Source organism: Microcoleus sp. LEGE 07076 (assembly GCF_015207455.1).
In the GTDB taxonomy this organism is placed as follows: Bacteria; Cyanobacteriota; Cyanobacteriia; order Cyanobacteriales; family Microcoleaceae; genus Microcoleus.
This window is the reverse complement of the sequence record NZ_JADEWV010000004.1, coordinates 60,333-71,777: the sequence shown is the minus strand read 5'-3', so window position 1 is coordinate 71,777 and position 11,445 is coordinate 60,333. Positions and strand designations below refer to the sequence as shown.

General features: G+C 44.2%; 12 protein-coding genes. 4 read left to right on the top strand and 8 right to left on the bottom strand.

Features of this window, described 5'->3' with window-relative positions; translation table 11 throughout:
* Window positions 1–392: 392 nt before the first annotated feature.
* Window positions 393–797: a hypothetical protein gene (locus IQ270_RS01460; RefSeq protein ID WP_193971263.1), complete on the top strand. Its 405-nt coding sequence runs from the start codon at window positions 393–395 to the stop codon at window positions 795–797.
* 74 nt (window positions 798–871) lie between these two features.
* On the opposite strand, the gene IQ270_RS01455 is transcribed toward IQ270_RS01460, so the two are convergent.
* From IQ270_RS01455 to rbfA, 3 genes are all read right to left on the bottom strand, one after another.
* On the bottom strand, window positions 872–1,105 hold the full coding sequence (locus IQ270_RS01455) for a DUF4327 family protein (protein ID WP_193971261.1): 234 nt from the start codon (window positions 1,103–1,105) through the stop codon (window positions 872–874).
* Window positions 1,106–1,481: 376 nt separating this feature from the next.
* The gene (locus IQ270_RS01450; protein WP_193971259.1) at window positions 1,482–3,092 is read right to left on the bottom strand and encodes a glycoside hydrolase family 3 N-terminal domain-containing protein; all 1,611 of its coding nucleotides are present in this window, start codon (window positions 3,090–3,092) and stop codon (window positions 1,482–1,484) included.
* Window positions 3,093–3,181: 89 nt separating this feature from the next.
* The gene (rbfA, locus tag IQ270_RS01445) at window positions 3,182–3,619 is read right to left on the bottom strand and encodes a 30S ribosome-binding factor RbfA (protein WP_193971257.1); all 438 of its coding nucleotides are present in this window, start codon (window positions 3,617–3,619) and stop codon (window positions 3,182–3,184) included.
* Window positions 3,620–3,814: 195 nt separating this feature from the next.
* Here rbfA and IQ270_RS01440 point away from each other — a divergent pair, with 195 nt between their 5' ends.
* Window positions 3,815–4,018 (top strand): hypothetical protein, encoded by a 204-nt coding sequence (locus tag IQ270_RS01440; RefSeq protein ID WP_193971255.1) that lies wholly within the window; start codon window positions 3,815–3,817, stop codon window positions 4,016–4,018.
* 242 nt (window positions 4,019–4,260) lie between these two features.
* Window positions 4,261–4,482: a regulatory protein SipA gene (gene sipA, locus IQ270_RS01435; protein WP_193971253.1), complete on the top strand. Its 222-nt coding sequence runs from the start codon at window positions 4,261–4,263 to the stop codon at window positions 4,480–4,482.
* 392 nt (window positions 4,483–4,874) lie between these two features.
* Here the strand turns inward: sipA and IQ270_RS01430 are convergent, their stop codons facing one another.
* Complete coding sequence (locus IQ270_RS01430) at window positions 4,875–6,200, bottom strand: O-antigen ligase (protein ID WP_193971251.1); 1,326 nt, start codon at window positions 6,198–6,200, stop codon at window positions 4,875–4,877.
* Entirely contained in the window at window positions 6,200–6,841 is a 642-nt protein-coding gene (locus tag IQ270_RS01425) for a PEP-CTERM sorting domain-containing protein (RefSeq protein ID WP_193971249.1), read from the bottom strand. Before IQ270_RS01425 ends, IQ270_RS01430 begins: the two co-directional genes overlap by 1 nt.
* Here IQ270_RS01425 and IQ270_RS01420 point away from each other — a divergent pair.
* On the top strand, window positions 6,807–7,379 hold the full coding sequence (locus IQ270_RS01420) for a hypothetical protein (RefSeq protein WP_193971247.1): 573 nt from the start codon (window positions 6,807–6,809) through the stop codon (window positions 7,377–7,379). The genes IQ270_RS01425 and IQ270_RS01420 overlap by 35 nt on opposite strands.
* A gap of 814 nt (window positions 7,380–8,193) precedes the next feature.
* Here IQ270_RS01420 and IQ270_RS01415 read toward each other — a convergent pair.
* The 3 genes from IQ270_RS01415 to IQ270_RS01405 all read right to left on the bottom strand — a co-directional run bounded on the left by IQ270_RS01415 (window position 8,194) and on the right by IQ270_RS01405 (window position 11,361).
* On the bottom strand, window positions 8,194–9,501 hold the full coding sequence (locus IQ270_RS01415; protein ID WP_193971245.1) for a hypothetical protein: 1,308 nt from the start codon (window positions 9,499–9,501) through the stop codon (window positions 8,194–8,196).
* A gap of 136 nt (window positions 9,502–9,637) precedes the next feature.
* Window positions 9,638–9,970 (bottom strand): hypothetical protein, encoded by a 333-nt coding sequence (locus IQ270_RS01410; RefSeq protein WP_193971243.1) that lies wholly within the window; start codon window positions 9,968–9,970, stop codon window positions 9,638–9,640.
* A gap of 728 nt (window positions 9,971–10,698) precedes the next feature.
* Complete coding sequence (locus tag IQ270_RS01405) at window positions 10,699–11,361, bottom strand: hypothetical protein (RefSeq protein ID WP_193971241.1); 663 nt, start codon at window positions 11,359–11,361, stop codon at window positions 10,699–10,701.
* Window positions 11,362–11,445: the final 84 nt, after the last annotated feature.

Sequence of the window (11,445 nt, the reverse complement as noted above, 5' to 3'; positions counted from 1 at the left end):
GTACCTGCGAGTGTTCGCTGGCGTTCGGGCGATCGGGTGACGGTACTGCTTGACTTCGATCGGCTATTTATCTTTGACCCCTCCACCGGTGAGGCGCTGTATCCTTAACTCGAGTCAACCTCAAATCGACTTACCCGATCGTTCCTGTGGGGATCTTCCGACCCCTGATTACAAAAATTTTTACAAAACTTTACACTTGACATTTCTGAATTTGCAAAGTAATGGTAAAGTGAGTATGTTCACAAAGGAACAGCGTCCCCGAGAAGCTGATATTTCCTGATTCCGGGCGATCGCGACCGACTAGTTCGCACGCCTATAGCAGCGGTGAACTCGCCACCTGTGCGAAACTAGCGTACCATAAACTCCGAACAACGTTTTAGCGGCATCTTTAGATGAATCCCGACAACCTGCCTCAAATGCTGCAAACTGGATTTCACCTGACTTTAGGTGCAACTTCCTTTTTAATTGACACATTGCAAGATCCCTTAAAGCGAGAAGAAAATCTGGACAAGCTCAAGCAGTCAGATTTGAGCCTTCTCGCGGATGAGTTGCTGGAAAAAGGAGAAATGACCGATCGAGAAGCGCGGAATTTTGTCGATACAATTTTCTCTCAACCGGGCGTGAGGGACAATGCACGTAACGGCGAATCCGTCTCGAATCATTCAGATACAGCAACTGACACTCCAGGCGATTCGGTTGTACAGCCTGAGGTAAAAGAGATTCAAGAATTAACTGCACAGATGGCAGCGCTCAGGGTTCAACTGGAAAATTTGCGCGCCGAAAATTCCCAGGATTAAAGAATCAAGTATCTTTAACACAGGCGGAGTTTACTTGCAAACTTAGTTGCAAACTTATTTAACAGAACCCAACTTTAGTCATTGTCCCAGTTTTCGGAACCGATTAGGTCAGCGATGCGATCGCGCAGCAAGAAGTCGCATTTTTCGAGTTCTCCCTCGACGCAAGACCATTCGCGGGGCGGGATGAACTGACAAAGCGTGTAGATAGGTTGTTGTCTGCTCAGTACGCCCTCGTGAACGAGATGACGCGCTTCATCTTGGAGTACATCTAAAGAGTAGTGGAGTTGGTGAATAGTTGACTGAATCATAATGCGCCCTCAATGTTTTACTAAAAAAAATTATGGCCCTGGTAATAATATAATCCAAACTTCCGAATATGTAAGTTATTTTTTTTTCTGTATACACAGATACTCTTTACCGATTGATTTAAAAAAGTTATAAGAATGACTAGCAAGCGATCGGATCTGTTTTCGGATTTTGAGACGCGACAGATGTTCGAGACGAACAGGCAAATCTGCTACAAAACTCTATTCGCGACTCAGACATCAGTGCCCGATTCCCGGTTTCTAAATGCTTTGCTGATGGCGACAAAATTTCTGGCGAGAAACCGGGTATATCGATTTAAGTTCAGAGCCAGCAAAAGAAATATTCAAGAGTCGCACAACTCAAGGATTGTCGGTTTTGTCATTTGTCAGTACCCAACAGCAATTCTAAAGCGAGAGATTGCGCTGCGGGCATCTGCCCGAAACAAAATACATAAGGAATACTGTTCGGCAAATGTGGCAAAAATTGCTCTAAGACGTAGGGACTACCGTAAATTATTACAGCTTGCAGTTCTCCTGTGCTTAATAATTTCTCAAACCAATCTCGAGCGGCTTTCGTTAAATCCGCACTGCCTCTGAAGCAATTACCGCGAATAAAAATTTGCAGCAGTGTTGGAAAGAAATGCTCTGCACTTGCATTATCAACGATCGCACCTGTGCGATCGTCAATTAGTTGCAATTCGTAACCAAACTTTTCGGGCAGGGCAATTGCCGGAGTGTGATTGCCCAAAAACTCGCAATTCAAAACATCATCTACAACAATCAAATTCCGCAAAAATTGATTTTCTGAGGTTTTTTTGGGGACTAAAGGTAGATTTGGGCCAAATTTCAAAGAATCTCGCAAAATATCGACAGCAGTTGCCCTTGCTTGTGGATTTGCCAGCAAACGCAAGTCAATCGACTCGATCGATTTTGAATCTACTGCTGTTTGCTTTTCCTTTATAGACAAACCCACCTTAATTTTCGCCTTCCAAATTCGCTTGACAGATTCTTTGATTTGTGCTATAGGAATCCTCCCTTGAGTGACAGCATCGCAGACAGCCAAAATTGCCGCTTCCGGGTCAAGCGGCATCAGCAAAACATCGGCACCGGCCTCGGCGGCCAAAACAGCAGCTTCGCTAGTGCCGTACTTATTGGCGATCGCGCCCATCACCAAAGCATCAGTCACGATCAAACCTTCAAATCCCAACTCTTGTCGCAGCTTCCCGATCAAAATTTTGCGAGAAAGAGTAGCAGGAAACTCCGCATCCCAAGCCGGAATCAGCAAATGAGCACTCATGATTGCATCGACTCCCGTCGCGATCGCCTCAACAAAAGGAGGCAACTCAACCTGGGCCAATCTCGCTGGCGAATGTGGCAAAACCGGCAATTCCAAGTGAGAATCAACCGCCGTATCTCCGTGGCCGGGAAAATGCTTAGCTGTTGTCAAAACCGGGTGTTCGCCCGCGCCGCGAATAAAAGCACTGGCTAATTTGCCGACAATTTCCGGTGTTTCGCCAAAAGCGCGGACGTTAATCACGGGATTGTCGGGATTGTTGTTAACATCAACGACTGGTGCGAGAATCCAATTTAGATTGATCGCCCTAGCTTCGATCGCAGTCACAGCGCCCATTTGTTCCGCATAGCGATCGGCCGCTGCTGCATCGCGGCGCGCAATTTCAGCAATAGCCATCGGCGGCGCGAACCAAGTCGCCCCCGAGAAGCGCTGGCCGACACCTTCCTCAATATCAGCCGCTAACAACAGCGGAAATTTTGCCCAAGACTGCAATTGGTGCGATCGAACGGCCAATTCCGCAGCACTTCCCCCGACCAAAATCACCCCACCCACGCCCAAATTTTCCAGATAATGGCGGAGTTTGTCGGCTGTTGGTTCCCATGAACGATAGCGAATTTGGTGGTCGAACAAGTAGCCGGAAGCGCGCACCACGAACATCTGGGCTACTAATTCGGGCAAGGAAAGATTGTCAATCATGGGAAATTGGGAATTGTTGACTGTTGGCGGTTGACTGTTGGCGGTTGACTGTTGGCGGTTGACTGTTGACTGTTGACTAGCTTCAGAGACTAATCCTCGTCTGTTTTTAAATCTTGATCATCATCATTTTCATTGCCATCCGCCAATTCTTCGTCATCAAATATACCGGGTTTGCGATCGGCAGAAAGCTGATTCAGCAGTAACAGCATTTTATCCCCGCGTTCCAGGGAACGGTCTTCGAGAAATATCACTTCCGGTGTCCGGCGCAGTTGCACCCGCTGGCCTAACTGGTTGCGGACATAGCTAGTTGCCGATTTCAAACCTTCCATAGTTTCGGCTTTTGCTTCATCAGTACCGTAAATGCTGACAAAGATTTTTGTATGCTGAAGGTCTCCCGAAACAATTACATCGGTAACGCTAACCATACCTGCACCTACCCGATCGTCCTTAATGCCGTTCAGCAGCATCAGGCTGACTTCCCGCTTAATCATTGAAGCTACGCGCTCAATGCGACGACTTGTAGCCATAGCAACTATCCCCTACTTTTAGATCGGCCGTTTCCATCCCAATAGACAATTGTAGCGCGATCGGTCAGGGGTGTTACGGGCGATCGGCCGAGTTAGGGGTGAGACACAGCTTAGATAGAGGAAAAAAATGATTGCCTATAGGTGAATATATAGCTAATATAGACAGGTAGAGCGAGATACAGCTTAGAGAAAAAAATGTTTGATTGGATTGTCAAAACCGTAGCCGATGCTTCAGGGGTAACTAACCAGCTAAAGATAGCTGAATGGGCAAGATTGAACAGGACTAACCCTTTCGACATGGGAGCCAAAAACTACCAACGATGTGTTTATGACTTAGGGTTAGGGGGAAAATATCATGAACTTGAATATAACGAAGATGGAAGCCTAAAATATCAATAATTTTGCCGTAATTCCCTCGATCGTGCTTCATGATTCCCCATTTTATTATCCATTCCTAATTAATCAAACACAAATATTCCTTTCCCATCCGCCCCTTGGAGACTGAAATTTGTTTAATTTTATAGAATAAACCCAACCTTGTAAAACTCCATAACATTGGAGAGATAGTAAGATAATTAAATCCATCCGCGTATCCCTGTTGAAATTCATTTATCGCAGTGTTTTTTTGAGGCGCAAAACTCATGGAAAAAGAATTTACGATCGGTCAAAAAGTGCGAGTTGTGGCGATGCCGCCCTACGTGAAAACTGCCGAACCGATGCCGATGCTGCGGCCTGCAAATTTAATTGCTATCGGCGCTGAGGGTGTTGTGATCGATCGGCGTCCCGGCAATTATTGGGGCATTCGCTTTGAAAAAGGTGCTTTTCTGTTAGACAGTCAGTACATTGAAGCAGTTGGCAGTTGACAATTGGCAGTTGGCAGTTGGCAGTTGGCAGTTGTTAGTTGTCAGTTGTTAGTTGGCATTGGGAATTGGGAATTGGGAATTGGGAATTGATATCACAATTAAAATCTGCCTTTTCCTTTTTGCCTTTTGCTTCTTTTCTAGACTTATTGCATAAATCTTTATTTAATGGATATGTCAACCGCAGATGCAAGGCAGATTAAGACTGATAGACGAAGATAATTTTAAAAAATGATCTCGAATGAATGTATAGCCTTTCTCAAAAAAGTGAGGTATGCCCTATGCCCTATGCCCTATGCCCTATGCCCTATGCCCTATGCCCTATGCCCACGAGAGCACCTCATCTTTCTGAGAAAGGCTATATCTGTGTTTATTTGCCTGACATCTGCGGTTTCTCAATCCAGCAAACACTTAGGCAAAATATCTAATCTTCTTTTCTCACTACCTTGAAAACGAAAATGTTTAACTCCAGCAAAACTGAGCGTCCACCATACCAGATGTGCGTATTGAGCGCAGTCGAACCAAGTCACAGCGAAAACCAGATAAGCAATAGCAACTGCTGCCATCCCGCGAACAGAGGATTGGAGCGCTAAATATAAATAATATCCCCAAAGTGCGATGCCAACAATCAGTCCCAAAACACCAACTGAAACCGTTGTATCCAAAATCAAATTGTGAGCTTTATAAGTAGGAATTTCTCTGGTGCTAATTTCACCTTTTATGTTAATATAGTCGTAGGTAAACTCGTTCAAGTTGACAACTATAGGAGTTACTTGAGGATTCCTGATATAGGGATAGGCAATCCCTAATCCGTCGAATCCCCATCCAAATAACGGGCGTTTTTTGATGCCTCTAGCTGCAAGTTCCCACATCGGGGAACGGCTGGACATGACTTGTTCGATGCTCGGTTTTTGCCAGTTGAGGGGTCGGTTGACGGTCATGATGCCCACAGCGAGGGCTCCTATCAGGGCTATGCCGATGAGAATTTTGTAATAAGGGCGATCGAGCAAATAAGCACTGGCAACAATCAAAGCTACAATTGCACTGCGGGTAGAAGTTAGCAGCAGTGCCGGAACAGTTAAAATCAAAGTAATTGCAGTTAATTTAGTAGTCGTAAATCTCCAAAACCAACCAACAATCGCAGTAATCGCCGTCAACACTAAAACTATGGATGCGTGTCCGCGATGGGAGTACAATCCTATAGGTTGCTGTCCTTGAAAAATGCTGCTGGCTAGAACATCTTCTCTGATTAGTTTGCCCATTGTAGCGGTGTAGTCAATCCGCCAGTCAATAATTTGAGGAAAGATACTCAGAGAAAGGATGATGCCACCAATTAGCAATCCTTGGAATTGCGAATTTATCAGTTGCGGGCGTGCGATGAGGAGCAAGCTGTTGCTGAGAGTAAAGGCCGCGATTAACAGCCAGTAAAGCCAACCGTCTCCCATTTGGTCTTGACCGAAAAAAGATGTTAAAGGAAAGGGACTGTGCAGGGTAGAGATGGCTCCTATTGAGAGAAATATCGTCCAAAGTATGAAGCTATTTTTCCAGTTTTGGGGAATCGCGAGGGATTTTTTTTGCGATAATAAAAGGCCGATATTGAGGGAAATTATTAGCCAAATAATCAATACTTTGGGCGATGTCCAGATGAGGCCGCGGCTGGTTCCCCAAGGGTTGATGAGGATGATGCTGAGGGCATACAGGATGGTGTAGAGGGTTTTCATTACTCTTTGTTTTTCCTGTTTTTGAGCTTGAGAAGTAGACCTAATCCGCTGAGTGCCAAGAGAGTACCTAAGCCGCTGGTGGGTTCAGGAACGGCTTCGGCGGGGAGGGCATCGTCGTCAGGGTTTTTAGAAGCTAGGGAGTTGCTATCCTTTGAGGCTAGTTCGGGGTCTTCCAGTAAGTCGCTGCTGATGCCGGCTAAATCAAGTTCATTTTCGTTACTGTCAGTTGATGATAGTTCGGGGTCTTCAAGTAAGTTGCCACTGATGCTGGCTAAATCAATTTGGTTTTCGTTACTGTCGGTTGATGATAATTCGGGGTCTTCCAGTAGGTCGCCGCTGATGCTTGCTAAATCTACTTGGTTTTCGTTGTCTGTTGATGATAGTTCTGAATCAAGAAGTAGATTGCTGCTGATGTCAGTTAAATCCACTTTCTTTTCGCTGCTAGGAGTTGATGATAGTTCTGGATTTTCTAGCAGTTCGCCACTGATGCTAGCTACGTTTACATCTTCAGAGTTGTTGGCAGTTGATGATAGTTCAGGACTGAAAAGTAAGTCGCGACTGACGCTAGCTACGTCCACGTAATCGGTGGCGTAGTTATTGTTACCTTTGGCAGCACTGTCAAAAAGTGGCTTCAGGGCCAAGGTAAGGGCATTAGCGCTTCTGAGAGAAGAAGCGGGAACCGCCCGAATCGGACGACCGCCACCCCTGGGACTCGGTGCTGGACGCGGGCTTGGTGCTGGACGCGGGCTTGGTGCTGGACGCGGACTGGGTGCTGGACGTGGACTTGGTGCTGGACGGGGACTCGGTGCTGGACGCGGGCTCGGTGCTGGACGCGGACTCGGTGCTGGACGCGGGCTGGGGATGGGAGTAGGCGATGGTGTTGGTGTTGGTGATGGTGATGGTGATGATGATGATGATGATGCCACACAACCAATGCCACCGCCACCGCTGCTACTGCTGGCGATAATCGTGCTACCGCTTTTAGGAGAGAAACCTGGCGGACAAAGTGCAGATGGAGATGGATTTAGATTTGGAATTGGTGGAAATGGATTTGGAATTGGATTTGGAATTAGAAATGGAACTGGAGTCGGAGTTGGCTTTGGAACGGGAACAGGTACGGGTTTTTTATTTTTATCAGGAACATATTTGTACACCCAACCCCATTTGACTCCGTTATAAATCGTGATTTCTTGTGCCTTGTATGGATTCGATTGAGCGAGGTAAAGTTCCGCAGTCCAGAAATAATCTTGAGTTAAATTTATGATATTACTGGGTCGATAAGGGCGATCTTCAAATAAACCATTTGGCTGTATGAAATTACCAGAACCATAGTATGGAGTGAAATTATTGCTACCATTACGAATGTTGTCAATATAGCTTATCGTATTACCGACACTTCCAATTCCATACGGGTAGTTAGTGGTAACCCGCTGAATCCAATATAAATTTTGGCTATTCTTAGGATCCGGCTGTCTTTTGCTTCCTTTTAGGGGAACGTAATTCAAACTAATTGTAGAGCCAATTCCCCCCAGCTTTTGGGTCAGTGGATTCTGCTTACTTGTTGGAGTTACTTTAGTCCCCAAACCACAATCGGTGTCAATACCGCATGGGTACTGAAGCCTTACATTAAAACTCCCTTTTAAATTCTTTCCTTTCTTAAAAGTCCAACCTGTTGCTACGTTGTAAGTTGTTCTGAGAGTGTCTAGGAAGCTGTTTGTACCTCCTCGTTTTATCTCGCTAACGAAGAGGTTAGCCTTATTTAAGTTAATAGGCCCATCGGGATCGAGTGCAATTAAAGAAGTATAGCCTGTTCCATTGGGCAACTTAGATTTAGATATGAGTATTCCTGCATTCTGTCTGAGAGTAAACGCACTACTAGATTGCCCAAAAAGCATGATAATGGAGCTAGTTGATAATACGAAGAAAAGTTTTCTGAATTGCATTGTTTTTACCTATTGGGCAAATTAAACAAAAAGAAATAGTGATTCGCCATTCAAAGCTCGATTAAGCGGAATTCAACAAAGGGAGTATCCACCCACCCAGTCCAAACTTTTTCTATTGGCAGACTTTCAATCGACTCCCCAGCAAGATTTTTCTTCGGTATGGTATCACTCGTATTGTAATACTGGAAGCGGAAGTGATATATACCTGGCTTGAGTTGGTCAAAAGAGCATGAGCCACCATATCCGCTAGAGACACCAAGCGAAAATTGGCTATGGTTAGTCGAGAAGAGGCTGATATCTGGAAAAAATGTCACACTCTTTCCAGGTGTGACTAACAGAAAGTCAGATTCTTCAGGCCCTCTCATCCAGTCGGTAGCATAGCCTCTTCGCTGTACCTGACCATCTGGCATTATAAGTTCTGGGTAAAAACTGCCATAAAAGCTGAAGTAAAATGGGGTTGGTGTGTTGTTGGTAATCCGCATACCAATCTGTACAGATTGGTAGGAATTGTCATTCTTATGTGGCAGGGTTAACAATTGCTCCGGTATGAAAGTTTCAAAACGAATACCATCTACTTCCACGGCGCTGTTATTCAATCCCACAGGTTGAAGTAGGCGAAAATTAGCGAAGGGAGTTACCAACTGACCTCTCCCAGTTACTTCTATTCTCTCTAGAGGCACTTCTTTTCCATCTAGTAGTTCTTTAATGTTAAAAAGAGTGAATGGATTTGTGTATACTATTATCCCAGTCGGAGTTTCATAAGTGAATCGAACCTGATATTCCCCAGACCCAAGAGTATCAAAAGACCAAGATTTATCGATATCAATAGGGCTTTCATCGTAGGTGGGGCGATGTAATATCAGTTGAAGTAAATTATTTTGCCAAGACAGTCTTCCCTCCATAGAGGTGGATATCTGCTGTCTGACCCCAACTAACGAGCCATGATATTCTCCGTTCCCAATTTGCCTATTTATCGGTTCTATTCGGTGCAGTGCTTGACCATCTGGTCCGAATATTTCTGGAATTAAAGCATCATAATCTATAGCCAAGGGAACAGGGGCTGGTGTATTATTAGTAAGGCTGACAGTAAAGCTGAATTCAGCAGTGACACCGGGCTTGTTTTCGGGGATGGATATTGCCACAATTTTTGGCCATTCCATTTTCAGTTGAAGGCTATTTTCTTTCAGTTGAAGGTCATTTTGTTTAACTTGATTGCTGCGTTTAGATTTTCTAGATGCCATCTTTTTTACATTTTCAAGTTGTGAATTTTCATTGCCAACAGCTTGTATACTTCCATAGGTTACTACCAAAAGCGCGGCCATTAGTAAAGCTAATAAAAACCGGAGAAAATACCTCATTGCTCGCCCTCTCAATTACCGGACAATCAGCGAACAAACCAGAACCACACCGCCGCACCAATTACCGTCAACTAAAATAATTTACCGCCACCGCTAGAAGGTCGGGGCTGCTTCACTAAAGTGTATCGATAATATCCTAAAACAGGCTGACAATCATTTCGAGCCGACGCAGAACTAGGCCAATGTGACGAAGAAGAATTTGACCAATAATTGGACGGCATATTCTGCATTCTACCGGGGGAAAACCATAGGATAATTGCAGTTTTAAACGCTCTGGCAAGTGCTGTTGAGAGGCAATTTCCTTTTTAGTCGCTGCCACAAACTCATACTTCAGATCGATGGTGGGAGTTTGGTCAATTGTGTGATGGCAACTGCTACAAAACTGATTGCTAGCTAGCAAAAGATGGTTGTCTGTAATCACGTCTGTCGCAGTAATGTTTTTACCGTAAGCTTGTCCCCAGTAGTTCATAAGTCCTCCTGATGCCCCTGATTATAAATGAAAAGATTGATAACGATGCCACAAATGTATCTAGTTAAAAGCTCAATCAAAAATAGACAACATCATTAAGCTTTGTAACTGTTCTATTTACACGACTTAACGGCTGGACTGAATTTCGATTACAAACACGCTATCAACATTATTAGAGTACAGCATCAATATTTTTACTGAACTTTTTGATGTTCATATTAAATCCCAAATTTATGCTCAACCGGGTATTTATATGTAGGTACAGTGAAGTCAAGTTTACACAATATTTACAATATACTCCGTTGACTTCACACAATCTTCAAAAGTAATTGTTGCCTAGGATTATAAATTCTATCCGGTAGACTAGAAAATTGGTGATTTTACAGCGGCACAAAATACAACTTCGTCTCTAACCTTGCTTAAGTAAGTCTAATTTTTTTATGTAAGTAGTTTTACTTAAATGTGTGATGCAAGCCGAAACGTCGATTCCCTACAGGATAGCTGCGCTTCACGCACGTTTGGACAATTTACTCAAAAGGTCGATCGCACTTGTTGTACAATTTACTCAAAAGGTCGATCGACAACAAACAGACAACAACCTTCTTAATAAATACCTTTAAATTTAATTTTTGGGGCAGACTCTCCAGCCCACCCCACTCATGGTTTCTTGAAACAGGATGGTGAAAATTAGATCCACACCAACTTATCTTAATATCTGACGCTTAAATTTACTTCCGCACCATCACGGACTCGATCGCAGCATTCGGCTGATATTTGTTAGTCTGATAAAATCCATTTTTGCCAGTACCGTAAACTCCAGCAAATTGCTTTCCATCAGCCTTGGGAACAAACATAATTTTTCGAGTCGGTTGTTTGGCAAAAACCACTCCTTCTCTCATTTCATTGTCCACGTTATAAGATAAAGTAGCTTGGCCGTAAATTGCCTCTGCTTTTTTCAAAGTCATTCCCGGCCCTACGCCCTGAACTGTTTTATAATTAGGATTGTCAGTCATCAGAAGCTCAATAACATCACTATCTTTGAGCTTTGTACCGGCGGCGTAGATAATCCGATACTGCACTTTGCCCGATCGACTAATCGCCACAGCATCAAAGTCTACCATAAAAGGAGACTCTACCTTAAACTTTGCCGTGGAACCGAGAGCCTGTTTCAGTTGTCGGAAAGTCATTCCCACTTTTGCTTCGCCAATTGCCCGATCGGAAATTGCTAAACTTACAGAGGAAGGTTTTGTAGCAGCATTGGCCGTTTCCCCCAGCTTATGTGCGCCCCCACGCGCCACAGCAGCGCCGGGAATCGAGATTAAGGTGAGGTAACTGCCGATCGCCAGCAAAACAGCTATCATCGATCCAGATAAAATTTTTAGATTCAACATGAGTAATTCCTCAAGATTTCAACTTCGATTATCAACCCGCATCTTCTTAACAGTTTTCGGGATCACTTTGTTAGTTTGGATTCT

What these genes read in the sequence shown, in the direction of transcription:
- IQ270_RS01460 (WP_193971263.1), top strand. Translation starts at nt 393, where the DNA reads ATGAATCCCGACAACCTGCCTCAAATGCTGCAAACTGGATTTCACCTG.
- IQ270_RS01455 (WP_193971261.1), bottom strand. Translation starts at nt 1,105, where the DNA reads ATGATTCAGTCAACTATTCACCAACTCCACTACTCTTTAGATGTACTC.
- IQ270_RS01450 (WP_193971259.1), bottom strand. Translation starts at nt 3,092, where the DNA reads ATGATTGACAATCTTTCCTTGCCCGAATTAGTAGCCCAGATGTTCGTG.
- rbfA (WP_193971257.1), bottom strand. Translation starts at nt 3,619, where the DNA reads ATGGCTACAAGTCGTCGCATTGAGCGCGTAGCTTCAATGATTAAGCGG.
- IQ270_RS01440 (WP_193971255.1), top strand. Translation starts at nt 3,815, where the DNA reads ATGTTTGATTGGATTGTCAAAACCGTAGCCGATGCTTCAGGGGTAACT.
- sipA (WP_193971253.1), top strand. Translation starts at nt 4,261, where the DNA reads ATGGAAAAAGAATTTACGATCGGTCAAAAAGTGCGAGTTGTGGCGATG.
- IQ270_RS01430 (WP_193971251.1), bottom strand. Translation starts at nt 6,200, where the DNA reads ATGAAAACCCTCTACACCATCCTGTATGCCCTCAGCATCATCCTCATC.
- IQ270_RS01415 (WP_193971245.1), bottom strand. Translation starts at nt 9,501, where the DNA reads ATGAGGTATTTTCTCCGGTTTTTATTAGCTTTACTAATGGCCGCGCTT.
- IQ270_RS01410 (WP_193971243.1), bottom strand. Translation starts at nt 9,970, where the DNA reads ATGAACTACTGGGGACAAGCTTACGGTAAAAACATTACTGCGACAGAC.
- IQ270_RS01405 (WP_193971241.1), bottom strand. Translation starts at nt 11,361, where the DNA reads ATGTTGAATCTAAAAATTTTATCTGGATCGATGATAGCTGTTTTGCTG.